This is a genomic window from Microcoleus sp. A2-C3, from assembly GCF_036706065.1.
In the GTDB taxonomy this organism is placed as follows: domain Bacteria; phylum Cyanobacteriota; class Cyanobacteriia; order Cyanobacteriales; family Microcoleaceae; genus Microcoleus.
Genome location: NZ_JAUBVX010000027.1, coordinates 60,822 through 85,888, shown reverse-complemented (window position 1 = coordinate 85,888; position 25,067 = coordinate 60,822). Strand labels below are relative to the sequence as shown.

26 protein-coding genes and 1 pseudogene are annotated in these 25,067 nt (G+C 47.0%); 18 read left to right on the top strand and 9 right to left on the bottom strand.

Translation table 11 applies throughout. The annotated features are described in order from the left end of the window. A partial coding sequence (locus QUB66_RS16450; RefSeq protein ID WP_332968745.1) for a hypothetical protein occupies positions 1-1,229 on the bottom strand: 1,229 nt, incomplete at its 3' end. A 651-nt stretch (positions 1,230-1,880) separates the two neighbouring features. Between QUB66_RS16450 and psaA the strand changes: the two genes are divergently transcribed. The 6 genes from psaA (at position 1,881) to QUB66_RS29755 (ending at position 7,827) form a co-directional block, all read left to right on the top strand. Beyond that, a complete protein-coding gene (psaA, locus tag QUB66_RS16445) occupies positions 1,881-4,175 on the top strand; it encodes a photosystem I core protein PsaA (RefSeq protein WP_265239056.1) in 2,295 nt (764 codons plus the stop codon). 108 nt (positions 4,176-4,283) lie between these two features. Beyond that, positions 4,284-6,509 (top strand): photosystem I core protein PsaB, encoded by a 2,226-nt coding sequence (gene psaB / locus QUB66_RS16440; protein ID WP_265239055.1) that lies wholly within the window; start codon positions 4,284-4,286, stop codon positions 6,507-6,509. Positions 6,510-6,656: 147 nt separating this feature from the next. Beyond that, entirely contained in the window at positions 6,657-6,839 is a 183-nt protein-coding gene (locus tag QUB66_RS16435; RefSeq protein ID WP_265239054.1) for a hypothetical protein, read from the top strand. Between the two features lie 40 nt (positions 6,840-6,879). Beyond that, positions 6,880-7,038 carry a hypothetical protein gene (locus tag QUB66_RS16430; protein WP_265239053.1) on the top strand — a complete coding sequence of 53 codons (159 nt, stop codon included), beginning with the start codon at positions 6,880-6,882 and terminating at the stop codon, positions 7,036-7,038. Between the two features lie 12 nt (positions 7,039-7,050). After that, a complete protein-coding gene (locus tag QUB66_RS16425) occupies positions 7,051-7,590 on the top strand; it encodes a cold shock domain-containing protein (protein ID WP_265239052.1) in 540 nt (179 codons plus the stop codon). Between the two features lie 111 nt (positions 7,591-7,701). Further along, positions 7,702-7,827 (top strand): DUF6939 family protein, encoded by a 126-nt coding sequence (locus QUB66_RS29755; protein ID WP_375339827.1) that lies wholly within the window; start codon positions 7,702-7,704, stop codon positions 7,825-7,827. Positions 7,828-7,865: 38 nt separating this feature from the next. On the opposite strand, the gene QUB66_RS16420 is transcribed toward QUB66_RS29755, so the two are convergent. From QUB66_RS16420 to QUB66_RS16410, 3 genes are all read right to left on the bottom strand, one after another. Beyond that, positions 7,866-8,060, bottom strand: a complete 195-nt coding sequence (locus tag QUB66_RS16420) for a hypothetical protein (RefSeq protein WP_265239051.1) — start codon at positions 8,058-8,060, stop codon at positions 7,866-7,868. A 150-nt stretch (positions 8,061-8,210) separates the two neighbouring features. After that, positions 8,211-8,405 carry a hypothetical protein gene (locus QUB66_RS16415; protein WP_236506337.1) on the bottom strand — a complete coding sequence of 65 codons (195 nt, stop codon included), beginning with the start codon at positions 8,403-8,405 and terminating at the stop codon, positions 8,211-8,213. A gap of 154 nt (positions 8,406-8,559) precedes the next feature. Continuing rightward, positions 8,560-8,772, bottom strand: coding sequence for a helix-turn-helix domain-containing protein (locus tag QUB66_RS16410; protein WP_193974409.1), 213 nt, complete (start codon positions 8,770-8,772; stop codon positions 8,560-8,562). A 163-nt stretch (positions 8,773-8,935) separates the two neighbouring features. On the opposite strand from QUB66_RS16410, the gene QUB66_RS16405 reads away from it, so the two are divergent. The 4 genes and pseudogenes from QUB66_RS16405 to QUB66_RS16390 all read left to right on the top strand — a co-directional run. Further along, positions 8,936-9,406 carry a hypothetical protein gene (locus tag QUB66_RS16405; protein WP_265239050.1) on the top strand — a complete coding sequence of 157 codons (471 nt, stop codon included), beginning with the start codon at positions 8,936-8,938 and terminating at the stop codon, positions 9,404-9,406. A 79-nt stretch (positions 9,407-9,485) separates the two neighbouring features. Beyond that, positions 9,486-9,725, top strand: coding sequence for a hypothetical protein (locus QUB66_RS16400; protein ID WP_265239049.1), 240 nt, complete (start codon positions 9,486-9,488; stop codon positions 9,723-9,725). After that, a complete protein-coding gene (locus QUB66_RS16395) occupies positions 9,722-9,985 on the top strand; it encodes a type II toxin-antitoxin system RelE family toxin (protein WP_265239048.1) in 264 nt (87 codons plus the stop codon). The genes QUB66_RS16400 and QUB66_RS16395 overlap by 4 nt, the downstream gene beginning before the upstream one ends. 72 nt (positions 9,986-10,057) lie before the next feature. Then, positions 10,058-10,201 (top strand): annotated as a pseudogene (locus tag QUB66_RS16390) (type II toxin-antitoxin system HicB family antitoxin); the annotation flags it as partial. A 318-nt stretch (positions 10,202-10,519) separates the two neighbouring features. Here the strand turns inward: QUB66_RS16390 and QUB66_RS16385 are convergent. Together QUB66_RS16385 and QUB66_RS16380 are read right to left on the bottom strand one after the other, a co-directional pair. Then, positions 10,520-11,950, bottom strand: coding sequence for a phosphoglucomutase/phosphomannomutase family protein (locus QUB66_RS16385; protein ID WP_265239047.1), 1,431 nt, complete (start codon positions 11,948-11,950; stop codon positions 10,520-10,522). A 47-nt stretch (positions 11,951-11,997) separates the two neighbouring features. Beyond that, a complete protein-coding gene (locus QUB66_RS16380) occupies positions 11,998-12,153 on the bottom strand; it encodes a hypothetical protein (RefSeq protein WP_332968744.1) in 156 nt (51 codons plus the stop codon). A gap of 725 nt (positions 12,154-12,878) precedes the next feature. Here QUB66_RS16380 and QUB66_RS16375 point away from each other — a divergent pair. After that, positions 12,879-13,973 carry a hypothetical protein gene (locus QUB66_RS16375; protein WP_265239045.1) on the top strand — a complete coding sequence of 365 codons (1,095 nt, stop codon included), beginning with the start codon at positions 12,879-12,881 and terminating at the stop codon, positions 13,971-13,973. A 136-nt stretch (positions 13,974-14,109) separates the two neighbouring features. Here the strand turns inward: QUB66_RS16375 and QUB66_RS16370 are convergent, their stop codons facing one another. The 3 genes from QUB66_RS16370 to nagA all read right to left on the bottom strand — a co-directional run bounded on the left by QUB66_RS16370 (position 14,110) and on the right by nagA (position 17,047). After that, the gene (locus QUB66_RS16370; RefSeq protein WP_265239044.1) at positions 14,110-14,502 is read right to left on the bottom strand and encodes a DUF423 domain-containing protein; all 393 of its coding nucleotides are present in this window, start codon (positions 14,500-14,502) and stop codon (positions 14,110-14,112) included. 279 nt (positions 14,503-14,781) lie between these two features. Beyond that, positions 14,782-15,468: a magnesium protoporphyrin IX methyltransferase gene (gene bchM / locus QUB66_RS16365; protein ID WP_265234022.1), complete on the bottom strand. Its 687-nt coding sequence runs from the start codon at positions 15,466-15,468 to the stop codon at positions 14,782-14,784. A 307-nt stretch (positions 15,469-15,775) separates the two neighbouring features. Then, positions 15,776-17,047 (bottom strand): N-acetylglucosamine-6-phosphate deacetylase, encoded by a 1,272-nt coding sequence (gene nagA, locus QUB66_RS16360; RefSeq protein WP_265234021.1) that lies wholly within the window; start codon positions 17,045-17,047, stop codon positions 15,776-15,778. A gap of 205 nt (positions 17,048-17,252) precedes the next feature. Between nagA and purE the strand changes: the two genes are divergently transcribed. From purE to QUB66_RS16325, 7 genes are all read left to right on the top strand, one after another. Further along, complete coding sequence (gene purE, locus QUB66_RS16355; RefSeq protein WP_265234020.1) at positions 17,253-17,780, top strand: 5-(carboxyamino)imidazole ribonucleotide mutase; 528 nt, start codon at positions 17,253-17,255, stop codon at positions 17,778-17,780. Positions 17,781-17,856: 76 nt separating this feature from the next. Next, a complete protein-coding gene (locus QUB66_RS16350) occupies positions 17,857-19,458 on the top strand; it encodes an ammonium transporter (protein ID WP_336798485.1) in 1,602 nt (533 codons plus the stop codon). Between the two features lie 534 nt (positions 19,459-19,992). Continuing rightward, a complete protein-coding gene (locus QUB66_RS16345) occupies positions 19,993-20,898 on the top strand; it encodes an SGNH/GDSL hydrolase family protein (RefSeq protein WP_375339784.1) in 906 nt (301 codons plus the stop codon). A 112-nt stretch (positions 20,899-21,010) separates the two neighbouring features. Further along, positions 21,011-21,613, top strand: a complete 603-nt coding sequence (locus QUB66_RS16340) for an IS607 family transposase (RefSeq protein WP_265234018.1) — start codon at positions 21,011-21,013, stop codon at positions 21,611-21,613. Continuing rightward, the gene (locus QUB66_RS16335) at positions 21,610-22,605 is read left to right on the top strand and encodes a hypothetical protein (RefSeq protein WP_332968742.1); all 996 of its coding nucleotides are present in this window, start codon (positions 21,610-21,612) and stop codon (positions 22,603-22,605) included. Before QUB66_RS16340 ends, QUB66_RS16335 begins: the two co-directional genes overlap by 4 nt. A 92-nt stretch (positions 22,606-22,697) precedes the next feature. Further along, a complete protein-coding gene (locus tag QUB66_RS16330) occupies positions 22,698-22,922 on the top strand; it encodes a hypothetical protein (protein ID WP_332968741.1) in 225 nt (74 codons plus the stop codon). 655 nt (positions 22,923-23,577) lie between these two features. Further along, positions 23,578-25,029 carry an ammonium transporter gene (locus QUB66_RS16325; RefSeq protein ID WP_321161538.1) on the top strand — a complete coding sequence of 484 codons (1,452 nt, stop codon included), beginning with the start codon at positions 23,578-23,580 and terminating at the stop codon, positions 25,027-25,029. The last annotated feature ends 38 nt before the right edge of the window (positions 25,030-25,067 follow it).

The window sequence follows — 25,067 nt, the reverse complement described above, 5'->3', positions numbered from 1 at the left end:
GCTATCGGCTGGGGTTCGATGACTTTAACTTGCTCAACAACTTTGGGTATTTCTAGTTGAGGTGTTGCTATCGGCTGGGGTTCGATGACTTTAACTTGCTCAACAACTTTGGGTATTTCTAGTTGAGGTGTTGCTATCGGCTGTGGTTCTATTGCTTGAACGGGAGCAACTTCGGGAGCAACTATTGTATCTGAGGTTGGTTCGGTAACTGGTGTTTTTTCTAATACAGGTGTCGGTTCCGGTTCTGGTGTCGGTTCGGGGGTTGGGGTTGGTGTGGGCTTTGGGGCTTCGTAGGTGCGATCGACTATACCGCGAGTATCTGCTTCTGTTAGGGAACCCCGCACTAATTTTGCAAGAGTATCTTGCCCCTGCGGTTCGTAATTTATCAGTCTGACTGTATTATTAAAGGCGTTTTTGACGGTATTTCCCCGTTCGTCGATTAATTCTAGTTGTACCCAATTTTTGCCGGGTTTGAATCCTTTAAGATATATAGGTTGCAACTGGTCGATCGCAAAACTTTCCCCGTTAACTGTGGCTCGAATTTTCCAATCGAGTATGTCATCTTGGGAATTTGCTTGCGCCACTTGGTGCAAAGGCGCATTTGTCAAGTAAAAATCGAGCAGGATGGGTTCTGCGCCGTAGTTGCCTTGGGGGCTGTTGTATGTTAATAGGGGCAATGTGCGATCGGGATTGTTGTCCTGTGTTTTGGTAAAAATGTGGAAAGTGGTTTGGGCCAAAGCACCTTCGTTTTTAAAGCTTTCTTCCCAAGGGCTAGTAGCAAACACTCGCAGGGTATGGGTTCCGGGTTCTAAGTCGGAGAGTGTTACAGACTGGTTTATGTCATAAACTGCTGTGTAAGGTTGGTTGTCTAATAAAACTTGCAGATGGGGCCCCAAACCCAAGTTTGCTTCTTTGAAAATGGGGAAGTCCTTAACTTGGAACTTAACAGACACATTTATATCCTGAAGCACTTCGTCAGGTTTTGGATTCAAAATACTTATTTGAGGCTGGTAGATTTTTAGCGCCTGACGCAGTTGTTGAATGGCGAATGGGGGGGAAACCTCTGAGATTCTGTTTAAGAGGGCGGTAGCTGAGCCGCTCTTGTTCCCTGATTTGGACAATTCGGGATTGTCCGCGCCACAACTTGCTACACCCAAAATTAATACTGCTGCTGCGAACAATGCCACCAGCCTGCCTGCAACCGTTCTCTGCCAATTGATGCCAATCACGCCACTATACTCCTAGAAGCCTTCTCATAGGGAACTATAGCCCAAAACTGAATTTAGAATTGGGGAATTGTCGATCGGGCATTCGAGATGCAGTCTAGCCCAGACGTTGGCGCAGTAGGCAACCTATCCGATCTGACTAATAACTCCCGCAGCCGTTTTCTTAAACATCTCTTTATAAATGAGTATTTCTCAATCACTTAATCTTTGAGTTTTGTAAATTTAATGGCAATACCCCTTGACTTTTTTGAGGGGCTGTGGAAATTAAAGCGGCGATTACATCAAGAATTGAGGCTTTTTTAAGTATTGTTAACAAGCGATTAATACTTCAGATAACAGGCTTATAATTCATAAAACTCCCTCAAAAGGAGCAGCCGCATCAATCCTGAATCAATCTTGAATCAAGGAAGCGATCGGTAGCTCCAGATAGCGAGAGAGTTGGCAGTACCCAGGGACATTGTTACCGACACTGGGGAACTGGCTTCTTCCGAGAAGCAAAATGCTTGGGGAAACGATGCATCTGTGTCTAACTCTGCAAAGAGTCAAGTACAAGCTGTTTCGGGGAACCGAGAATCCCCCCGCCTAATTAAGCGCGGGGAGTGTCAGATACAGTATTCAGTTCTCGTTCCTTGTCTTACCGAGAGGAGAGTCTTCATGACCATTAGTCCTCCAGAGCGAGAGGTAAAAGTTAGAGTAGTAGTCGATAAGAATCCGGTTCCAACCTCTTTTGAAAAGTGGTCAAAACCAGGTCATTTCGATCGCACTCTAGCTAAGGGGCCAAAAACCACCACTTGGATTTGGAACCTCCACGCTAACGCTCACGACTTCGACAGTCATACAAGTGACTTAGAAGACGTTTCGCGCAAAATTTTTAGCGCTCACTTCGGCCACTTGGCAGTAATCTTCGTTTGGTTAAGCGGCGCATATTTCCACGGCGCAAAATTTTCCAACTATGAAGCTTGGCTGACAGATCCTACAGCCATCAAGCCCAGCGCTCAAGTGGTTTGGCCGATTTTTGGCCAAGAAATTTTAAATGCAGATGTAGGCGGCGGTTTCCACGGAATTCAGATCACATCTGGTCTGTTTCAACTGTGGCGCTCCAACGGCATCACTAACTCATACCAGCTATATTGCACTGCGATCGGCGCCTTGGTAATGGCAGCTTTGATGCTATTTGCTGGTTGGTTCCACTATCACGTCCGCGCTCCGAAACTGGAATGGTTTCAGAACGTAGAATCGATGATGAACCACCACTTGGCAGGTTTGCTCGGCTGCGGATGCTTAGGCTTTGCAGGACAACAAATTCACGTTGCTCTGCCGATCAATGCTTGCATGGACGCGATCGATGCAGGTGCACCGCTGACAGTAGGCGGCAAGCTGATCAAAACAGTTGCCGACATCCCGCTGCCACATGAGTGGATTTTGACACCGAGCTTGATGGCAGACATCTACCCAAGCTTCGCTAAAGGTCTAACGCCCTTCTTCACCCTCAACTGGGGCGCATACACAGACTTCCTGACCTTCAAAGGCGGTCTGAACCCCACCACGGGCGGTCTGTGGCTGACTGATACAGCGCACCATCACTTAGCTTTGGCAGTGCTGTTCATCGTCGCCGGACACTTCTATCGCACGAACTGGGGCATTGGCCACAGCTTCAAAGAAGTTCTGGAAGCTCACAAAGGCCCCTTCACTGGCGAAGGCCACAAGGGAATGTACGAAATTTTCACACAGTCTTGGCACGCCCAACTGTCGTGGAACTTGGCCTGGATGGGCTCTATCAGCATCATCGTGGCTCACCATATGTACGCGATGCCTCCGTATCCGTACATCGCAACCGACTACCCCACTCAGCTATCCCTGTTCACCCACCACATGTGGATTGGCGGATTCCTGATTGTTGGAGCAGCGGCTCACGCAGCAATCTTCATGGTGCGGGACTACAATCCGAGTCAGCACGTTAATAACTTGCTTGACCGCGTACTCCGCCACAGAGATGCAATCATCTCTCACCTCAACTGGGTTTGCATATTCTTAGGCTTCCACAGCTTCGGTTTGTACGTTCACAACGATACAATGCGGGCTTTCGGTCGTCCTCAAGATTTGTTCTCAGATACTGGTATTCAATTGCGTCCGATATTTGCCCAATGGGTGCAAAATATCCACGCCTTGGCTCCTGGTAACACAGCGCCTAATGCTATGGAAATCGTCAGCCACGCTTTTGGCGGCGGTGTAGTAGCAGTCGGTGGCAAAGTAGCGATGATGCCGATCGAATTGGGTACGGCGGATTTCTTAATCCACCACATCCACGCTTTCACAATTCACGTTACAGTCTTGATTCTTTTGAAAGGCGTGTTGTTTGCACGCAGTTCTCGCTTGGTTCCTGACAAAGGCAGCTTGGGCTTCCGGTTCCCTTGCGACGGCCCAGGCCGTGGCGGTACCTGCCAAGTTTCTGGTTGGGATCACGTGTTCCTCGGCTTGTTCTGGATGTACAACTGCATCTCGATGGTGATTTTCCACTTTAGCTGGAAAATGCAATCGGACGTGTGGGGAACAGTATCGCCAGACGGCACAGTTTCTCACATCACCGGCGGCAACTTCGCACAAAGTGCGATCACCATTAACGGGTGGCTGCGGGACTTCCTGTGGGCGCAAGCTTCTCAGGTAATTCAGTCCTACGGTTCGGCACTGTCGGCCTACGGTCTGATGTTCCTAGCTGGACACTTCGTGTTCGCCTTCAGCTTGATGTTCCTGTTCAGCGGCCGCGGCTACTGGCAAGAACTGATTGAGTCCATTGTTTGGGCTCACAACAAGCTGAAAGTAGCTCCTTCGATTCAGCCTCGCGCTCTGAGCATTACTCAGGGTCGGGCAGTGGGTGTAGCTCACTACCTCCTGGGAGGGATTGTCACTACGTGGGCATTCTTCCTAGCGCGAATCATCTCGGTAGGGTAAACTACCTTTAGGTTTTGGATTCAGGATTTGGGAGCAATCTCAAACCCAGAATCCAAACCTCGGAACCGAACCTCTTCAACGTTCAGGATTCAGGATTAATCAAGGCTTATGGCAACGAAATTTCCAAAATTTAGCCAAGACCTTGCCCAAGACCCGACCACACGGCGGATCTGGTACGGGATTGCCACAGCACACGACTTTGAAAGCCACGATGGCATGACCGAAGAAAATCTTTACCAAAAGATTTTTGCTTCCCACTTCGGCCACCTAGCAATCATTTTCTTGTGGACTTCGGGCAGCCTGTTCCACGTAGCATGGCAAGGTAACTTTGAACAGTGGATTAAAGACCCTCTAAACGTTCGCCCGATCGCTCACGCGATTTGGGACCCTCAATTCGGTGCTCCAGCAGTAGAAGCTTTCACTCAAGCGGGCGCTTCTAACCCAGTGGACATCTCTTACTCCGGCGTATACCACTGGTGGTACACCCAAGGGGTTCGGACAAACGGCGACTTGTATCAAGGAGCTATCTTCTTGCTACTGTTGGCTTCTGTCATGCTGTTCGCAGGTTGGTTGCACCTCCAGCCCAAGTACCGTCCTAGCTTGTCTTGGTTCAAGAATGCTGAATCTCGCCTCAACCACCACTTGGCTGGTTTGTTCGGTGTCAGCTCTTTGGCTTGGACTGGTCACATGGTTCACGTCGCTATCCCCGAATCTCGCGGACAGCACGTAGGTTGGGAAAACTTCTTGTCTACCCCGCCTCACCCGGCCGGTTTGGCTCCGTTCTTCACTGGTAACTGGGGCGTTTACGCCGAGAACCCAGATGCAGCGAGCCATGTCTTCGGTACTGCCGAAGGCGCTGGAACCGCAATTCTGACTTTCTTGGGTGGCTTCCATCCTCAGACAGAATCTCTGTGGTTGACAGACATTGCTCATCACCACTTGGCGATCGCAGTTCTGTTTATCGTTGCCGGTCATATGTACCGGACTAACTTCGGTATCGGTCACAGCATCAAAGAAATGTGCGATTCCAAAGATTTCTTTGGTAAGAAAGTTGAAGGCCCCTTCAATATGCCTCACCAAGGCATTTATGAGACCTACAACAACTCTCTGCACTTCCAATTAGGTTGGCACCTCGCTGCTTTAGGCGTGATTACCTCCCTGGTTGCACAGCATATGTACTCGATGCCTCCTTACGCTTTCATGGCGCAGGATCATACGACGATGGCTGCGTTGTACACGCACCACCAATACATTGCTGGTTTCATCATGGTCGGCGCTTTCGCCCACGGAGCTATCTTCTTGGTGCGGGACTACGATCCTGAAGCTAATAAAGGCAACGTGCTCGATCGCGTGTTGCAGCACAAAGAAGCGATTATCTCTCACTTGAGCTGGGTATCGCTGTTCTTGGGCTTCCACACCCTCGGCTTGTACGTTCACAACGACGTTGTAGTCGCTTTCGGAACTCCTGAAAAGCAAATCTTGATTGAACCAGTGTTCGCACAGTTCATCCAAGCTGCTCACGGGAAGGCTCTGTACGGCATGGACGTGCTACTTTCCAATCCTGACAGCATTGCTGCTACTGCTTGGCCCAACTACGGCAACGTATGGCTCCCAGGCTGGTTGGAAGGCATTAATAGCTCTACTAACTCTCTGTTCTTGGCGATCGGACCTGGCGATTTCTTGGTTCACCACGCGATCGCACTTGGCTTGCACACCACCACCTTGATTTTGGTCAAGGGCGCTCTGGATGCACGCGGTTCTAAGCTGATGCCGGACAAAAAAGACTTCGGTTATGCTTTCCCTTGCGACGGCCCCGGCCGTGGCGGTACCTGCGATGTCTCTGCTTGGGATGCGATGTACCTGTCTGTTTTCTGGATGCTGAACACCCTAGCTTGGGTAACGTTCTACTGGCACTGGAAGCACCTAGGCATCTGGGAAGGAAATGTGGCTCAGTTCAATGAGTCTTCAACCTACCTGATGGGCTGGTTCCGCGATTACCTCTGGCTGTATTCTTCTCAGTTGATCAACGGTTACAACCCGTATGGTACTAACAACCTGTCTATCTGGGCCTGGATATTCTTATTCGGACACCTGGTTTGGGCAACTGGTTTCATGTTCCTGATCTCTTGGAGAGGTTACTGGCAAGAGCTGATCGAAACCTTGGTTTGGGCTCACGAGCGCACTCCTTTGGCTAACTTGGTTCGCTGGAAAGACAAGCCTGTTGCTTTGTCGATCGTCCAAGGTCGTTTGGTTGGCTTAGTTCACTTTACTGTGGGCAACGTCTTCACTTACGCGGCCTTTGTAATTGCCTCGACGGCCGGGAAATTCGGGTAACTCTGAACTCTGGTTTCTAGGTAATTAAATGAAATCCCCTGCCTTCTGGCGGGGGATTTTTTTTTGATCTAGCAACTGCCAAGATAGTTAGTATAGTAGGGGCAGGTTCGCCAAAATCTTTGATGCCGATCGACAAAAAATCAAAACTTGCCTCCCCACGACTCTCGCTTTGATACGCTGCTGCTGCGGATTTCTCAATCACAGCCCACAGCTTCTTCTGCTATGCTGAATTTATTAGCTCAAGCGATCGAGCAAGCAGAAGCAGAATCTGACGCAGATGCGAAGCCACTATCCGGGAAGCCAAAAGAGCTTTTCACCTGCCATGAGTGAAACAGCCAAACTCCCCGCTCGTGAAGTAATCCAAAAGACTATGAGAAATTTTCTAAGTGTCTATCAACGGCTTGACGATCTAATTCTCAGTTTAGATGAACTAATTGCTATGGTAGAGGCTGATATTCGCAACAGTCCGATTAATGTTCATCGGCGAGAGAATGCGAAGCGATTGGCTCAGTCTGTTAAGCAGGAATAAAAGTGCGATTTTATGAAACCTGTTCTGAATAAAGGGCAACTGACAACCTGGAAAGACGATCGGGGGTTTGGCTTCATTAAACCGGATGATGGCAGTAAAGAAGTTTTCTTGCATATCAGTGCGCTGAAGGGAGTAAGTCGCCGCCCCAAAGTCGGAGATACGATTTTGTACGAGCGAGTTGCTAAAACAGACTGGAAGGTACGTGCCACTAGAGCCTCAATTCAAGGTGTTGCACTTCGACATGAGCCAACGAAGCAGAAACCAAAGAAACGCGGTGTACTCAAAACAGTTGTTGGTATTGGGATTCTGGCTGTCATTGTGCTTTTTACAATGGAGTTCAGTCCTAGTCGTTCTCCCTCTCCAATTACATCGATCGCAAAACCAGGATGTACTATCAAAGGCAACATCTCGATCGATACAGGCAATAAGGTTTATCACCTTCCAGGCATGGAAGATTACGAATCAACAGCGATCAATCTAGCTAGCGGAGAGAGATGGTTTTGCACAGAGTCAGAAGCGAGGGCCAATGGTTGGCGTAAAGCACCGAGGTAGCCCCAGCATCCCAAAAACCGCGCTGCACCAGAACGGATTGCCGAATAAAGAAGCAAGAAGTCGATATCGCCCTTTTTGCTATCGTGGATTTACTCGCTCCTCCAATTGACTATGCAACTCTACGTTGAAAGCAAAAGAAAGAAAATTGAGGTGATACGCAAGCAATATTCTCAAGTGGAGATGGTTGATGTGACATCCAAAGCTGATCGACCTTGGGTAGAGTTTAGTCGCTTTTAGCGGTAAAGATGAAACTGTTGACCTGGTTTTTTTCAGATTCAAATCTCCCCATTCACCTGCATCTGATGCACTTTGTCAGCCAATTCTTGCAAGCGCTTTTCATCTAAATCATCGATCGCCAGCATCCCTACATAGATGATTTCCTTCAGCGTTAGTCTGGTTGCTAGCGCCTTTTTCTGCACAAGATCCTTGATAATCGGGCTGACTCCAATGGCGGTACTGGCTCTAGTCACAAAACTAACCGGAGATTAACAACTTCGACTCAATCTTAGCATCTTTAAGCTGAGCTTTTAGCTGCGATGCAAAATGCTTAAGCGCGTCTTGACAAGACACGACGAAAAAGTCATAGTAAAAATGTGGAAAGGTCGATCGCCCTTCTCCCCTCAAATCTCGCCATTGACCTGCATCTGATGCACCTTGTCAGCCAATTCTTGGCGGCTTTCCTTATCGAGTGCATCAATTGCCAGCATTCCCAAGTACACGACTTCCTTCTGAGTTAGTCTGGTCGCTTGGGCTTGTTTTTGAATGACTTCCTTAATCACGGAACTGACCGCGATCGCCGTATTAGTTTTTGCCACGAAGAATAATCAACAATTTATAACTTTCCTTGATGTTACCATCCTCAATCCGATTAACTACAATAATGTTTGACTAACTACAGTTAATCATGCTATAGTGTAAAAAATACAAAAAAGCGATCGCCCCAGTATCGAAAACTCAAGGTCGATCGACCTACTCTTCCAAAACCTCAACCAAATCCTCAATCATCACATCAAAAGTCCGAGCTAACCTCCGCAGGCAAGTAAAGTCTACCATTGCCATTTCAGGACGACGAGCATAGCTTCTGACAGTGCTATAAATTACCCCAGAGCGATCAGATACTTCCTTAAGCGTCCAGCCCTTCTCCGCCGCTAGTTCCCGAATTTTTAGCCTGACTAAACCCATGCTTGACAGTTGATGCAATTGCGTCGTATAATTTTATATGTAAAAGCTGATCGCCCCCCGGCCTCGAAAACTAAAGGGCGATCGTCTTTAAAACTTACATAGACAGTTACTAGCTGTCTTAAAGACCTACCAGACTTATCTACAATCAGAATAGGTACTTACAATGATATCAGAAACTCCGGCAAAATCACGGGCGATCGCAGAATCCAAGATAATTCACAAATCTCCCATCCTGCATCCGCTGGCAAGATTTGTCACAGAAGACACAGTAGCACTGCTTTTCAACATCTCAACACAGGACATTTACCGGATAGAATGCTGTCGCTACATGGTGTATGTCCACGCCAAAGGCATCAGCCGGTTTGTCAGCTACGCCGATTTTCCCCCAATTTTAGAAGTCAATCCCCCTTCCCTTCAAGATTTTGGCCGGTGGTACAAGCGCTGGAAAAGCAAGCAAGCACCCGGATTTTGGACTAAATTTTATACGCACAACTTCAAAGCGGCTGTTTCAGTTGACGGCTTGTTTGAGTGGGGAAAATTGGTAGCTACGGTTAAATTGGTTATTTCTGCTTCCGGGCTGCAACAGCTACGAGATGTTTATGCCGCAGAAAAAGATTTGATGGAAAAATTTTAAAGTGCGATCGCACGAGCAACTGCGAAAATGGGCACAGGCACAATTAAAAATGTCAAACTAAATATAGATAAAAGTTTTAATGGCTGAGAATACCGTGAAAATAGATATCTCATTTCAATCACTGGTAGAAGCAATTTCGTCACTGGAAATTGCAGAAAAACAGCAGCTTTGGGAACTTTTGGAAGCTGAATTATTCCCGGATGAGGAAGATTCTCCAGAAGATATTACTGAAATTGAGGCTGCCCGTGCTGATTACAAAGCCGGTGATTACATCACGTTTGACGAATACACGACTCAACGGGCAAGAAAGTCAACATGACTTATAGAATCATCATACCCAAAGTTGTGCAAAAACAGCTAGATGCCTTGCCAGATGATGTTTACGACCGTATCGCTATCAAAGTCCAAGAACTTGCCGAAAACCCGCGGCCAGATGGAGTTGTTAAACTAAAAGGTTATGAAAATGAATACCGTATTCGCATCGGTGATTATCGCGTTCGTTATGAAATAGAAGATCAAGAACTCACGATTCTGCTGTTGCAATGCAAACATCGGAAGGACGTTTATAGAGGAGGTTGATTCCTCACCCACGATCTCACCGCAGTTGGCAATATTGTTAGCGCAACTCGACGAGTTAAACGAGGAAGATTCATGAATCGATACAATACGATCGTCCAATGTTCTGACTAAGATCAACTTTTTCTAGTGACGATTCCAGAATTTGCCGATCGCGTTATCATGCCTTGTACTCATGGCAAAACCCGCAAAGCAGCCATCCGACATGGCGAAGAAGTCAGAAACGGCTTTGCAATAACTGCGAGACGCTTATGTATACGAAAAATATTGGCGGCAAAATGTTTTAATGTACGCGCGAGCACAGCTATCCCGCAGGAATCGCCCATCCCGTCAATTTACCAAAAGTGCGATCGACCTCAACCTCTCAAATCTCCCCATTCAACAAACTCTAAAAAATAGATAAGGTGCTCAGTGCGCGCCCTAATCGAAACCAATAAACCGGGTTATTTCAGAGATAGTTGATGATTTTCAGCAAGTATTTTCGTGAAAAAACCCGGTTTCTAGTAACCCGTTCGCAAGTCCTAAATCAGTGGAAAGTTAAGCAGGTTCTAATTTGGCAATTACCTTTTCCATGTACTCGGCAACTTTGGTTTCTTTTTCCACAGAGTTGGTTTCCATGTAAACGCGCATCAAAGGTTCAGTTCCCGAAGGCCGCAGCAATACCCAACCGCCGTCTTCAAGATAAAGTTTAATCCCGTCTTTGCGGCCAATTTCCTTAACACCGATACCCGCTATTTCTGTCGGGGGATTCTTGGTGAAAGAATCCAAAACTGCTGCTTTGTGGGCTTCCTCTAGGTGCAAGTCCAAGCGTTTGTTGTACAGGGGGCCGTCGGCTTCTTTGATGGCTTCTTCTACTAGCTGAGAAAGGGGTTTGCCTTCGTAGGCGATCGCCTCAGCAACTAGCATATCAGCCAAAATCCCGTCTTTTTCGGGGATGTGACCCAAAACGCTCAAACCGCCAGACTCTTCGCCACCGATGAGCACCGCTGTTTCCCGCATTTTTTCGCCGATGTATTTGAAGCCGACTGCGGTTTCGTAGATTGTTAAACCGTATTTAGCGGCCATATTGTCGAGCAAATGGGTAGTTGCGACGGTACGGACGATCGCCCCAGTCAAGCCTTTATTCTTAACCAAGTGGCGAGCCAACAGCAACAGCACGGTGTTTGGAGTCAAGACATTTCCCAACTCGTCCACAATACCAAAGCGATCGGCATCGCCATCGGTAGCCAAGCCCAAATCAGCCGAATCCTTCTTAACAGCTTCCACCAACTCTACTAACTGTTCGCCCTTGGGTTCAGGCATTCCGCCCCCAAACAGCACATCGCGGTAGGTGTGAAAACTTTCTACATCGCAGCCGCAGTGTTCCAAAACCCCGTCGAGATAGCCACGAGAAGTCGAATAAAGAGCGTCGTACTTCACCTTCAACTTAGCAGAGCGAATCCGTTCCACATCGATCAAAGTATAGAGAAACTTCAAATATTCGGGTTTCGGGTCAAAAGTGGAGATTTTATCGTTGTGGCTACCTTTGGCTGGGGCATCTGAAGCACCAGCAATATTTGCCACAATCGTATCAGTAATTTCCGGGGTAGCCGGGCCCGCATAGTCGGGGATGTATTTGATGCCGCAGTAAGGTGCGGGATTGTGCGATGCGGTGAACATCAAAGCGCCTGCGGAGTTTAGATGCTTGGCGCTGTAGGCGATGACTGGTGTCGGACAATCTCGATCGACTACCATCACAGTCCATCCCAAATCTGCCAAGACTTCGGCAGAGGTGCGGGCGAACTCGTCTGCCAGAAAGCGGGTATCGTAGGATACTAGCACTGGACGGTCTTTGGTGTAAGCGGTTTCGAGGTAGCTGGCGATCGCCCTGGTGACTTTTCGCACGTTGGCAAAAGTAAAGTCATGGGCAATCAGTCCCCGCCACCCATCGGTTCCGAACTTGATTTCTGTTGAATTGCTGGCGCTCATTTTATCCACTTCCTCTCGTCCTACTAATCCTACCCGAAGGTATAGCCTTAAAGACGCACTGGCTGTCCTGTTTGTAAGGATCGATCGCCCGTGAGGTATTGAAACCCACTTCTATCGTTGTGGGGGGAAGGTACATCTTCCGGCCGAGGACTGGAACCAGTCAGGGTTTGTAGAGTGTGGGAACGATCAGGTGAGTCGATCATCTAGATTCCGGTTTTGAATGGTGGTTGGGCGATCGAATGGACGTTCGATCGATAGCGGGCGATTCACGAAGAGGGATAGCTTCGCTTCACCGGGAAGCTAAAAAGCTGATAGAAAAAACCGCTAGCAATGGCATTAACGAAACGCACTTAAATCTGATTCTCCTCTCAAATTTAATTATTTATTCATAAAAGCCCCTCGTTGAATGTGTTAAGGTTCCGTAATTACCGCAAAAACGAAAATATTTTTTTGATTCACATAAGAAAATAAATCAATCAAAGTCACCGCTCGATCGTGATATAGCCTAGATTATTTGAGAACGTAGGGCGATCCTCTTCGTTGGCGTAGCCCCCGTAGGGGCGGGCTTCGCTAACGACAAAAGCACTCCAAAACAAAAATAAAATATCTCAAGTAGCAGTTTTTTTAAAGCAGACTTGACTTTAATTCTGAGGTTTTAAAACAAATTAAATTTATTTTCAGCCGTTTTTACAAGTCAAGAAAAAAATCTCAGGATCGTGATCGCAGGGTTAGGGTGTTCTAGCGCACAGTAAATAGCGTTATTAACGTGTATCTTATAAAAGATGCAGGCTGTAAAGCCAAATTGCCTATAACTTTAAGCACAATAGCGGATAACTGTCAGCGTACAAATGCAGAAGATTGTAGTTAATAACGTTAAAAGTTAGAGGAATCGATCGGGTGCTACTTCACAAAAAAAACGAGGTTTCTCATGGCTAGTATTTCACAACTCTCTTCAAAGTCTTTACCTGTGGCAGACGAAATTCAACAGGGCGACAGTTTTGCGTCACACAGTATTATGGGCTTGGACACTCACAAACTCCCAGAGGCTAAAGGCGTCAGCGTTTCTTCCTTAGCAGTTAGCTGGGCAAAAAAATATTACAGTATAGTGGCGGCACGAAAAAAGCAAGCGCAGCAGCAATTTTCCGAAAGCCCAGAGTCAAGAAATTTTGAGGGAAATCGAGCCAAAATAGTTGACAAATTGACAGATACTCTGAAAGTAGCCAGCGAGATAGCTTGGAGTAGAGTCGAAGCGGTTTTAGAGGGACAAATAGAGCAGCAGGCGATCGATCCGAGCTTAATTAATCGTGAAGAAATTGTCGCCGACACTCGCGCCTTATATCGGAAAGCAATAGACGCTTACGGCGATAGAGAACCTGTTTTTCGCTTGTCAGTGCTGGTGGGAAAAGATATTGTTCAAGTGAGGCGAAAATACTCAGAGACAGATCCGTTAGTGCTGGGATTTGTAACGCTGGAGTTTCAATACACTAGCAAAATCTTGTTAGGATGTCTTTCGCAGTCAGATCGATCGCAATTTGCACCATACTTAAAAGTTGTAGATGACTACCTGCACATTCCCTACGGAGAGATTAACGAGGCTGCGGCGAATCAGCCCCCCAATTCAAAAGCTCTTCTAGCTGTGCAACATTTGTTGCAGCAGACGACTCAGATTGCTAGTGCAGTCTACGATAGAGCTAGTGCCCAGCATCCAGGATACCGCAGCAACAGCGGTTATTTGAGCGATCGGGAGATCAAAAATTCTGGCATCCGGGATGTCGAGATTTTTCAAAGCTACTTGTGCTGGTGCGTTTTGGAAGGTAGCATTCGCGCGGTACAGCAAGAATTGTTTCCAATTTGCGTGATGCTGTACCCGAAACTTCATGTAAGTTGGGAATTAGTGCAGGATATGCTGCTGATTTTGTTTAGGGAAATATCCGATCGGCTTCCTGCTGAAGATTTAATAGTATTTTTACCTTATTTGCGGACTGTGACAGAGATGTTTTCCAGCGATGTCTTTGAAAATTAGGGAATTGGGCATAGGGCATAGGGCATAGGGCATTGCAAGTGTCTGGTAAGGTGCTTATGGCGCACCCTAACATTGACCAATGCCAGCGTAAATTGTGTTTATATTCAATTTAATTGAATATAATTTTACCAATTACCTATTTGAAGCTAAAAGCTGCAAGTGCCAAACATCCCCAACCGACAATCAAAGCAACTCCGCCCAGGGGCGTAATTGCACCCAGCCATTTGATGTCTGTCAAACTCAGGGCGTACAAACTGCCTGAAAAGACGATCGTGCCGGCAATAAAAGCCCATCCAGCCACTGCAAAAAAGGTTTGAGACTCTGGGGCGCGGCTTAATAGTAAAGCGACGAGTAATAGAGCTAGGGCGTGATACATTTGATAGCGGGCTGCGGTCTCAAAAATGCCTAAAGCTCGATCGCTCAATTGATTTTTTAAAGCGTGGGAAGCAAAAGCACCGCCTCCAACGGATAAACCTCCGAATAGGGCGGCGGTGGCTATAAAAATGCGCGTTAGGATTAGCGTTGACATAAAGAAGGAAGAAGGAAGAAGGAAGAAGGAAGAAGGAAGAAGGAAGAAGGAAGAAGAAAGAAATAAAGAAATAAAGAAATAAAGAAATAAAGAACCTTTCTGTAGGGTGTGTACTGCGCACCTTACCCTTATTAGTAATTGTGAGGTTGAAGGTAGAAAGAATAAGGAAGAAGGCAGAGGAAAAAATAAGCTAATTGTTGATATCGAAGGTGTTCGGTAAGGTGCGCGGTGCGCACCCTGCGTTTATGAAAAAGTCGCTTTTTTACCGATATTTTTACCCTATTTGCGCACAGCTTCCAGCAAGCGAGAATAGTAAAAGCTAGTGCTATTCATGGCTGTTCTGTTAATCACAAATCCGTTGCTTTCTAAGATTTTGATAATATCTGCTTCGCGGTGCTGGTAAGCGCGAGTAGTTTTGCTTGGCCCTGGGAAAAGTTCGCCAAATTTTTTGAGGGCGGTAAGTGCTATAGTTTTGGGGGCAAAACTGAGAATTAGTCGCGATTGGGCGATCGAGCTTAGGTGAGCGATCATTTCCGCAGCCTTACTTTGAGGATAGTGGATCAGCACGTCCAAACAAATAACCGTATGGAATTTGCCCGTTAAGGCTTCTAAATCTTGGGTGGCGAAAGATATGTTGTAGAGCTTGCCGGGAACTGCTGTCGATCGATCGTAGGCTTCTGCTACCATCTTTTCAGAGATGTCGCTAGCACAAACAATTGCCCCAGCGTCAGCCAAAGGAATGCTCAGAGATCCCACACCGCAGCCGGCATCGCAGATACCAAGCCCGCGCAGATTGCCGTCAGCTTCCAGCCATTCGATGACTGTATCCACCGTTTTCTGATGCCCGGTGCGGATGTCTAGCTGCACTTTGTTGACTTTGCCATCGCCGTAAATTCGCTGCCAGCGATCGAATCCCGTCGAGTTAAAATACTGTCTAACTATAGTCTTGTCGTCTACCAAATTCATCGATCTGCCTACTGCTGAGTTATTGCCAACGGTTAGATATTATAGCAGAAGTCATTAGTCATTAGTCATTAGTCATCAGTCATTAGTCCTTAGTCATCAGGAAGAAGGAAGAGGTTCGAGGCAAGAATCAATCAAACGCAAGCATTTCAGCTATTTAGAACGTCCTAATTGTCTGGTGCGATTGGTATTGTACAGCACTCAGGCTCGGAAAACGCGCCAGCAAGTTAGAGCAATTAATTTGAAATGGGATACATTAAATTGTAGATAAAAATCTCCAATCTCCAATTTCCAATCTCCAATATCCAATCTAAAATAGTCTGTGCCAAGTCAATTCTTTTGTCGCCGCATTTAAATTCCAGCGTAACAATTGAGTTGCCGATTTGCCGATAATTCCCGAAAGTCCGTTAGCTAAGCCCGCCCCTACGGGGGCTACGCCCTCGAAGAGGATCGCCTTTCTGGGAGATTCAGTTGCTAGGGCGATCGCACTTTCAACATCGCAAATCCCCCACTTCACCAAATTCTGCACTCCCGCCAACAGCGGCAGAGTTGTACCTGCCAAAGTAGCAGATTCCAGTGGGGTGTGATAATCTAATGTTACCCAAGCCGTACCTTTTCTGACTTCAATTTGTCTGGAATCCCAAGGATAAACACCGTCAGGCAAACCCAAAGGAGCCAAAGCATCGCTCACTAAAAAAATGCCTGTTTCGTACCTAGCAGCGCGCAGCAAAAAATCAATCATTGTCGGAGAAACGTGCTTTCCGTCAGCAATTAAACCGCATTTTACACCCGGATAAACGATCGCCGCTCCCAACAAACCCGGTTCTCGGTGGTGTAAACTCGGCATCGCATTAAAAGCGTGAGTTACCATTGAAGCTCCTTGCGCAAATGCTTGCTCTGCTTGCTCTGCTGTCGCTTGGGAGTGTCCGAGACTAACGGCAATTCCCAAACTTTGCAAATAGGGAATGACTTCGCCAGTGCTGTCTAACTCCGGTGCTAAAGTAATTATTTTGACAATATCGGCACAATCTCCTAAAACTTGCTTGACATTTTCTATAGTTAGCGGTAGTAAAAACTCAACTGGGTGAGCTCCTCGCTTCTGGGGATTGAGAAAAGGCCCTTCGAGGTGAACGCCGATAATTTCGGCTGTTTTGGATTGATTGGTTGCGGGAGCCGTAGTTTTGGCAATGCGGATATAATCAGCTATCGTCGAGAGCGATCGCCTAAACTTATCGAGCGAAGTTGTCAGCAAAGTCGGCAAAAAAGCATCGACTCCCTGATTCCATAAAAATTGACAAATTTTCGGTAAAATTTCAAGATGTTTGCTTTCTAAATCTGGGAAAGCTAAACCGAGCGCCCCGTTAATCTGCAAGTCAACACCGCCCAGAGAAACCCAATCTCCGGCTGCATCAAGCACTTGCAAATCGGGAGGACAAATCCGTTTAAATATTTTGTCCATCGAGCAAATTTCTTGAATGATGCCCGTTTTGTCAATAGCAAGCATTTGCAAATCCTTGCAACCGGGGACGCGAGCATTGAGAATATCTATGGGGGCGGCAGTTGGGGTTGTGGCTTCAGTCATCCGATTTTAGATTTTAGATTTTAGATTTGCTCGCCGAGATAAATCTGCGGGCTCGTGATCAGGATGTGGAGATTTTTGCTTTCTGCACTCTTGGCTTGTGACCAAATTGCTTTCGAGCATCCGTTTGGCTACAAAATATCTAAATTTTAGTTAACGCCATAATTTAAAATTACCATTAATCTGAAATCTCATATCTTAAAATTGCATGAATGAACCGACAGTTGGAATTATCATGGGTAGCGATTCGGATTTGCCTACCATGAAAGATGCGATCGCAATTTGCGAAGAATTCAATGTACCTTGCTCCGTAGCAATTGTCTCCGCCCACCGCACCCCCTCGCGCATGGTGGAATATGCCCAAACCGCCCACCAACGGGGATTGAAAGTAATTATTGCAGGTGCTGGAGGAGCAGCGCACCTTCCGGGTATGGTGGCATCTTTAACGCCTTTGCCGGTAATTGGCGTGCCGATAGCGAGCCGCCACCTGCAAGGGATAGATTCCCTGTACTCGATCGTCCAAATGCCAGCCGGGATACCGGTGGCAACAGTAGCGATCGGCAATGCTAAAAATGCCGGCTTGCTGGCAGTTCAAATATTAGCAGTTTCTCAGCCAGAATTGCTAGATCGAGTCCTCGCGTACCGCAAAAACTTGTCCGAATCTGTAATGAATAAACAAAATCAGCTAGAAAATGTAGGTTATCAGGAGTATCTCAATCTGAACAAAAATCTATAAACTTCTGTAGTAGAATTGGAAAGTTTTCGGGTTCTTACCGATCGCAACATTTGTAAAAAGGGCGAAAATGATCAAAATGACTGTCGGGAAAAAAAAATCGAAACAATTCAGGCGGGAGTCTTTGGATTTACCAGCCGCGAAATCTTTTACAAAAGTTAACAGGTTCCAGAAATTACAAAAGGCGATCGCCCGCCTGAGACCGAGTTGGCAAGCCTGTATTCCTTTAGCTGCCATCATCGTCTTGATGTGGGGATATGCAGCGGTAGCCCAAACCCCTCCCACGCCAACCACAGAGGAACAATTGGCCAGCCTCAAGGTGGGCATGGATACCATGTGGGTGATGATAGCTGGGATGCTAGTGTTCTTTATGAACGCCGGTTTCGGGATGTTGGAAACTGGTTTTTGCCGCCAAAAAAATGCCGTTAACGTGCTCTCCAAAAACTTGATTGTTTTTGCACTTTCTACGATCGCATTTTGGGCGATCGGCTTTGCGTTAATGTTCAGCAACGGCAACGGTTTTATCGGCAGCAGCGGCGGATTTTTCCTGTGGAATGTAGCTGACAACAGCCCCGCTACAGGAGATGCCTATCAAGGCATTTTCACTGCCTTAAATTGGACGGGAGTCCCCCTCAACGCTAAATTCTTTTTCCAATTAGTTTTTGCGGGAACTGCTGCCACGATCGTTTCTGGGGCCGTGGCAGAGCGAATTAAATTCCTTGAATTTTTAATTTTCTGCTTGTTGTTAGTAGGCATTGCTTACCCGATTACCGGACACTGGATTTGGGGTGGCGGCTGGCTGGCAACAGCCGGATTCTGGGATTTTGCCGGTTCGACAGTGGTTCACTCGGTAGGCGGTTGGGCTGCTTTGATGGGAGCGGCATTTCTTGGGCCGCGGATGGGCAGGTATCGCAACGGCGATACTGTGGCGATGCCGGGACACAATATGAGCATTGCCACTCTGGGCTGTTTGATTCTGTGGTTGGGTTGGTTCGGGTTTAATCCCGGTTCGACAATGGCTGTCGATCCAAATGCGATCGCCCACATTGCAATTACCACCAACACCGCCGGCGCCTTCGGAGGCGTTGCTGCCACGATTACAGCTTGGCTGTACCTCGGCAAACCAGACCTTTCGATGATTATCAACGGCATCCTCGCCGGCCTAGTCGGAGTGACAGCGAGCTGCGCTTGGGTCAACGTCCCCAACTCTGCCATGATCGGCGCGATCGCCGGCATCCTGGTAGTTTTCTCCGTAACTTTCTTCGACAACTTGAAAGTTGACGATCCTGTAGGGGCAACTTCAGTTCACTTAGTCTGCGGTATTTGGGGAACTCTGGCAGTTGGTTTGTTTGCTGACGGCCCTACAACTGGAATTTATACCGCTGGGCCGAAAGCGGGATTGCTAGTAGGGGGAGGCTTCGATCAATTATTACCACAGTTGATCGGTATTATCTCTGTAGGCGGGATGACCGTGCTGCTGAGTACGATTTTTTGGGCTGCACTCAAAGCTTTGTTGGGTATCCGCGTTTCTGCTGTTGAGGAAGCTGAAGGTTTGGATATCGGCGAACACGGGATGGAAGCTTACAGCGGGTTCGTGAAGGAAACTAACTCGGGCAACAGAACAGAGGGCAGCTACGGCGGTTATTCTGAGGGTGCTGGGGACAGGACTACCAAACTTTAGAGCAAAACTGTAAAGCGTGGGACGATCGACTTTCTTCAGCTTTCTAGCCCTAGATGAGCCATTTGTACATCTAGGGCTAGATTCTGAAAAACCACAATCTGAAATCCCCCGCCCACAGATGCAGTGCCGATCGCACTCTTGAGCCTTTTAAACCCGGTTGATCGTTCTCAGTTGCTTGCTCAAATCGCGCAATTACGTTAACAAATCGGGTTGCTGATTCTAGGCTACTAGGTTAGGAAAGAAAAAAATGTAACTTGATAGAAGCTTTAAATCCTCATGGAGTACATCATTCCCCAATTTAAAATGTCAAATCTCAAATCTCAAATCGCCTGATGTCTGCGCCAGAAAGTTTGGCAGTCAGATTTTTTATGGTAAAGTAGTGCCAAAAAGCAAAGTTCTGCATCGCCGTCACGCCCAACACAGCACAGTGCTTGATTCTTACCAGAATTGAGTGAGGCGAAAATTGAACGGTAAAATTTGATGCAGCAATCAGTGCTAATTATTCGGTGTGGTGTCTGCAAATCGCTTGAGTTTATGGAGAAGTTTGGAGGAGTTAGCAGAAGTAGAACTCATAAATCCCTCTTGGGGATGGAAGTTAGCCGATCGAAAACAGTTCCGGTTTGGGCTTTGCTATCTCTGCTAACGAACGGGATACTGATACTCGCAGTCGCTCAACTGCTGCGGGGACAAAACTTGACAGAAAGCTCTCCTGCGAGTGCTGCGGTAACGGCAGAAGGCACTGAGGAACTAATTCGACAGCCGACGACAACGACAAACTCTGCAAAGGCAGTGTCAGACTTGCCTGTTGCCGGGCCGCGACACAAATGGTCTTACCAGCAGTGGGTGACGCAGTTGGGGCGGGAAGCTGAGGCTGCGGCGGCCAATCGCCCCCCAAAACTTAGTGTTTTGGCTGGGGATTCTCTGAGTATGTGGTTTCCGACGAAGCTGTTACCGCCCGATCGCATTTGGCTAAATCAAGGGATTTCGGGAGAGACTTCCGTGGGTTTGCTGAAGCGGTTGCAGTTGTTCGATCGAACTCTGCCCGATACAGTGTTTGTGATGATCGGGATTAACGATTTGTTGCGGGGGGCCAGCGACGAAGGGATTTTGAACAACCAGCGACAGATTATCCGCGATTTGCGGTGGGCTCACCCGAAAGCACAAGTGGTGGTGCAATCGATTTTGCCGCACAGTGGGGAACAAGCAACTTGGGAAAATCGCGATCGACTGTTGGCGATTCCTAACAGTCGGATTCGCGCCATCAATCGGCGGCTGAAAGAAATTGCTAGTTCTGAAAATGTTTCCTATCTGGATTTGCAGCCGCTGTTTGCGGATGCTGACGGCAATTTACCAATCGAACTGAGCACAGACGGCCTGCACCTGAACGATCGAGGTTATCTGGTTTGGCGATCGGGCTTGCAGATGTTCGGCCAAATGTAGTTGAAAAATTAGTTAGAAGGAAGAAGGAAGAAGGAAGAGGGTAAGTCTGCTGATGCAAAATAGCTAGCTATATCTCTTCATATCTACTCATTTTCTATGTTATAATCAGAAAATGAGTAAGGTATCCATTTCTGAAGCGGCAAAACTAAAGGGAGTAAGCGTTTCAACCTTGAGACGTTGGGAGGCGGAGGGAAAACTCGTACCAGAACGCACTGAGAGCGGTCATCGCAGGTACGATATTGCCAAACTGATAGGTGTTAAAGCCGAACTATCTTATACGATTGGCTATGCGAGAGTCTCCAGCCACGACCAAAAAGAAGATCTAGTTCGCCAAAAGCAAGTAATCGAATTGTTCTGTGCTACGAATGGATGGCAGTTCGAGACAATTGAAGATCTCGGCAGTGGGATGAATTACAACAAAAAAGGTTTGAAAAGACTAATCAAACTCATTATAGATGCCAAGGTAGAGAGACTGGTCTTAACTCATAAAGACAGGCTACTCAGATTTGGGGCTGAGTTGATATTTAGTCTGTGCGAACATTTTGGAACAGAAGTTGTGATCATCAATCGGACAGAAGATGCTAGTTTTGAAGAAGACTTAGCATCAGATGTATTGGAAATAATTACTGTCTTTTCCGCTAGACTTTACGGAAGTCGCAGCCCTAAAAATAGAAAGATTGTTGAAGAATTAAAAGAGGTAGCCAAGAAAATATGAGCATCTTAACTTACTGTAAAGGACTACCCACTCCAATTGAAGAACTAAATCCAATTGGATTTACAAATCTCGAAATATTGTTGACATCATTTAGCCAGATATCGCACTCAGCTACTTGTGAAACTGTCAACCATTTACTGAATTTGACAGACAAATTTGACCAAAGCAAGTGGAACACTTATCTTCAGATTAAATACCGAATTAACAAACGTCAAGCACGTGGAGTTATCGCCTTAGCCCAAGGTAAAGTTGATAGCGCAAAAAAATGTCGAAAAAACCATATCAAACAGTTAGAAGCCAAGCTCAAGTCAGCTAAGAAATGGATAAGTAAAGCAACCAAAAAACTTAAATTGCGACAGAAATTCTATTCTAAGAAAGACTGGATTGATTCAAAGACTGGTTGTAATTTTTCACTCAGTTCTAGCATCTTCTCGCGCGTTACTAACTGGCAGTCTGAATGGTTCAAAATTCACCACAAGCAAAGGTATATTCATACTCTCGTCAACCGAATTAAGCACCTCAAGTTAGCTTCACTTCGAGTTAAAGTACAGCATGGTGAAGTGTTTATTGTTGGCTCTAAAAATGAGAGCTACGGCAACCAATCTTGTCAATGGGATGGTGATAAGTTGACAATGAGAGTTCCTTACTGCCTAGAGGATTCTTTTGGCAAAACAGTTAGTTCAATCATTGGTAATTTCCACCGAAATATTGATAGATTGCCAAACACTGGTGCTAAAACTTGGCACTTTTACCCTAAGGATGGACGGTGGGTTGTTGCAGTTCAATTTACTGCTACACCAGTACCTAAAGTTAGCCGCCAAATTCAATATGGTTGCATCGGTATTGACATGAATCCTGGTTCAATTGGCTGGGCATATATCGATACCTGTGGCAATCTAAAAGCACAGGGACTATCCCATTGCAAACAGGCTTACCAACGGTCAAGCAGGATGCTCAAATTGTTGATGCTTGTCTTCAATTGGCAATATTAGCCACTACTTATGCTTGTCGGGTTGTGTGTGAATCCCTGGATTTTTCGACTAAGAAAACTCAACTCAGAGAGCGAGGTCGAAAGTATGCTCGAATGTTATCTGGTTGGGCTTATAGTCGTTTTTATCAATTACTGGAGTCAATTTTATCCAATCGTGGCATCTCTTTATTTACCCGCAATCCAGCCTATACCAGCTTAATTGGTTTGGTTAAATATGCTCGAATGTATGGATTATCTTCTGATGTTGCCGCTGCAATTGCGATCGCGCGTCGTGGTATGAATTTGAGTGAAAGATTGCCTCGCTCTGTGTCCATCTAGGGGTGAACCCTAGAAAGCACGTCTGGAGCGGGTTAAACCAACTGCATAAATTCAATGGTCAATGTGCTGTAGTTAATCGTCGTCACGATTACTATAACATCTCTAACTGGGCGGATTTGGTTATGGCTGATGTCGAGCGAGTCGCTAGTAATAGCAAAAGTCGGGCATCTTCCAAGCGTAAGCGTTAAATCTGATTGACTTAAAGTTACACCGTAGACTTATCCCTACTAATTTACTCGATGGGTAGATTTAGTTAGGTTTTTACAAGCGGAAGAAAAATGCTCCCACTCCCGAACTCTCCCCCTATCCCACTCTCCCCAACACCGATTACTCTGCTTCCACAGGTTATGTCAAGTACATCGGGATAGATTAAGCAAATATGATTCTTAGCATTTAGTATATTCTGATACAGAATAACTATTTGTACAAATGGTGCAATCCATAAGGCACATACTATTGGATTGATACTTGACAAATTTAGATGAGTCCGGATATAGGAAGTTCGGGAGTTGAGGATTTGGGAATTATCTATTAAAGATTGGTTCCGCTAAAACAGGGACTTAAAACCAAATAACTATTGCATCTAAAATCCTCGCATCTAAAATCGGCTCGGTCTTCCCTAAAAATTGCTGACTATTTAGAAGGTGAAAGTAACGTGATCAAAAAAAGTTTTACGATCGGCATCCTCGCACTGTGGCTATTAAGCTGGCCGCTGATGAACAGTGCCTTAGCTCAAGATGCTCCTCCCCCTGCGGCTATTGCAGCGGTGGTGGCGAATCCGATCGACACTGGCGATACAGCCTGGATGTTAGTGTCATCAGCACTGGTACTGCTGATGACACCTGGGCTTGCGTTTTTCTACGGGGGACTGGTGCGATCGCGCAACGTCCTCAACACCATGATGATGAGCTTGGTGATGATGGGACTGATCGGCGTCACGTGGACGCTGTGGGGCTACAGCTTAGCTTTTGATGTCACCCCCGGTAGTCTGGATGCTAAAGGGTTCGGCCAAGGACTCGAAACCTTCATCGGCGGCTTCGACTGGATGTTTTTGAACGGCGTCGTCGCCGACAAACCAGATCCGATCGGCTACGCACCGACAATACCCCACCAAGTCTTCATGGTTTACCAAATGATGTTCGCCATCATCACTCCAGCATTGATTTCCGGGGCGATCGTCGAACGGGTAACATTCAAAACCTACTTCTGGTTCGTGCTGCTGTGGTCTACCTTCGTCTACTCACCTTTAGCCCACTGGGTTTGGGGTAGAGGCTGGCTGGGGGCGATCGGAGCATTAGACTTTGCCGGCGGCACAGTCGTCCACATCAGTTCCGGCGTATCTGCGGTAGTCGCAGCTTGGATGATCGGGCCCCGCAAAGACCACTTGAACAACCCCCACACCCCCCACAACGTACCCTACGTCTTGCTGGGAATTGGGTTGCTGTGGTTCGGCTGGTTTGGCTTCAACGGAGGTAGCGCCTTGGGTTCTGGTTCCTTAGCCACAGTGGCTTTTGTCACCACGATGATTGCTACAGCAGGCGGCGGCTTAACTTGGACAATCCTGGAATGGGTGCTCAGAGGCAAACCGACAGCAGTCGGAATTGCCAGCGGCTTCCTAGCGGGACTTGTAGGCATCACACCGGCGGCGGGATTCGTGCTACCAGTAGGAGCGGTTTTGATCGGATCGATCACTTCAGTTTGCTGCTTCTTTGCCGTTAGCTTCCGGGCTAAGCTGGGGTTTGACGACTCTTTGGATACCTTCCCGATTCACGGAGTCGGCGGTACTGTAGGCGCGATTCTGACTGGCGTGTTTGCCACTAAAGTAGTTAACGCTGCCGGAAATGACGGGCTGTTTGCCGGGAATCCGGGGCAAATCGTGACCCAGTTTGTAGGCGTTCTAGCTACTTACGTGTTTGCGGCTGTCGGCACTTTTGTGATCCTGAAGATTTTGGCGCTATTTATGGAACTGCGAGTGTCCTCATCTGCTGAAGACCAAGGTTTGGATATCGGCCAACACGGGGAAGAAGCTTACGGTGAGGATTTTGCCGGCGGTTTCAGTTCCTTTGAATCTGGTTCTCCTTTTGCGCCTAAAAAGGTGGGAAGCTGATTTTTAAGGGTAAGTTCGATCGTGTAGAGATGCAGTTA

What these genes read in the sequence shown, in the direction of transcription:
- psaA (WP_265239056.1), top strand. Translation starts at nt 1,881, where the DNA reads ATGACCATTAGTCCTCCAGAGCGAGAGGTAAAAGTTAGAGTAGTAGTC.
- psaB (WP_265239055.1), top strand. Translation starts at nt 4,284, where the DNA reads ATGGCAACGAAATTTCCAAAATTTAGCCAAGACCTTGCCCAAGACCCG.
- QUB66_RS16430 (WP_265239053.1), top strand. Translation starts at nt 6,880, where the DNA reads ATGAGAAATTTTCTAAGTGTCTATCAACGGCTTGACGATCTAATTCTC.
- QUB66_RS16425 (WP_265239052.1), top strand. Translation starts at nt 7,051, where the DNA reads ATGAAACCTGTTCTGAATAAAGGGCAACTGACAACCTGGAAAGACGAT.
- QUB66_RS29755 (WP_375339827.1), top strand. Translation starts at nt 7,702, where the DNA reads ATGCAACTCTACGTTGAAAGCAAAAGAAAGAAAATTGAGGTGATACGC.
- QUB66_RS16410 (WP_193974409.1), bottom strand. Translation starts at nt 8,772, where the DNA reads ATGGGTTTAGTCAGGCTAAAAATTCGGGAACTAGCGGCGGAGAAGGGC.
- QUB66_RS16405 (WP_265239050.1), top strand. Translation starts at nt 8,936, where the DNA reads ATGATATCAGAAACTCCGGCAAAATCACGGGCGATCGCAGAATCCAAG.
- QUB66_RS16400 (WP_265239049.1), top strand. Translation starts at nt 9,486, where the DNA reads ATGGCTGAGAATACCGTGAAAATAGATATCTCATTTCAATCACTGGTA.
- QUB66_RS16395 (WP_265239048.1), top strand. Translation starts at nt 9,722, where the DNA reads ATGACTTATAGAATCATCATACCCAAAGTTGTGCAAAAACAGCTAGAT.
- QUB66_RS16385 (WP_265239047.1), bottom strand. Translation starts at nt 11,950, where the DNA reads ATGAGCGCCAGCAATTCAACAGAAATCAAGTTCGGAACCGATGGGTGG.
- QUB66_RS16380 (WP_332968744.1), bottom strand. Translation starts at nt 12,153, where the DNA reads ATGATCGACTCACCTGATCGTTCCCACACTCTACAAACCCTGACTGGT.
- QUB66_RS16375 (WP_265239045.1), top strand. Translation starts at nt 12,879, where the DNA reads ATGGCTAGTATTTCACAACTCTCTTCAAAGTCTTTACCTGTGGCAGAC.
- QUB66_RS16370 (WP_265239044.1), bottom strand. Translation starts at nt 14,502, where the DNA reads ATGTCAACGCTAATCCTAACGCGCATTTTTATAGCCACCGCCGCCCTA.
- bchM (WP_265234022.1), bottom strand. Translation starts at nt 15,468, where the DNA reads ATGAATTTGGTAGACGACAAGACTATAGTTAGACAGTATTTTAACTCG.
- nagA (WP_265234021.1), bottom strand. Translation starts at nt 17,047, where the DNA reads ATGACTGAAGCCACAACCCCAACTGCCGCCCCCATAGATATTCTCAAT.
- purE (WP_265234020.1), top strand. Translation starts at nt 17,253, where the DNA reads ATGAATGAACCGACAGTTGGAATTATCATGGGTAGCGATTCGGATTTG.
- QUB66_RS16350 (WP_336798485.1), top strand. Translation starts at nt 17,857, where the DNA reads ATGACTGTCGGGAAAAAAAAATCGAAACAATTCAGGCGGGAGTCTTTG.
- QUB66_RS16345 (WP_375339784.1), top strand. Translation starts at nt 19,993, where the DNA reads ATGGAGAAGTTTGGAGGAGTTAGCAGAAGTAGAACTCATAAATCCCTC.
- QUB66_RS16340 (WP_265234018.1), top strand. Translation starts at nt 21,011, where the DNA reads ATGAGTAAGGTATCCATTTCTGAAGCGGCAAAACTAAAGGGAGTAAGC.
- QUB66_RS16335 (WP_332968742.1), top strand. Translation starts at nt 21,610, where the DNA reads ATGAGCATCTTAACTTACTGTAAAGGACTACCCACTCCAATTGAAGAA.
- QUB66_RS16330 (WP_332968741.1), top strand. Translation starts at nt 22,698, where the DNA reads ATGTTATCTGGTTGGGCTTATAGTCGTTTTTATCAATTACTGGAGTCA.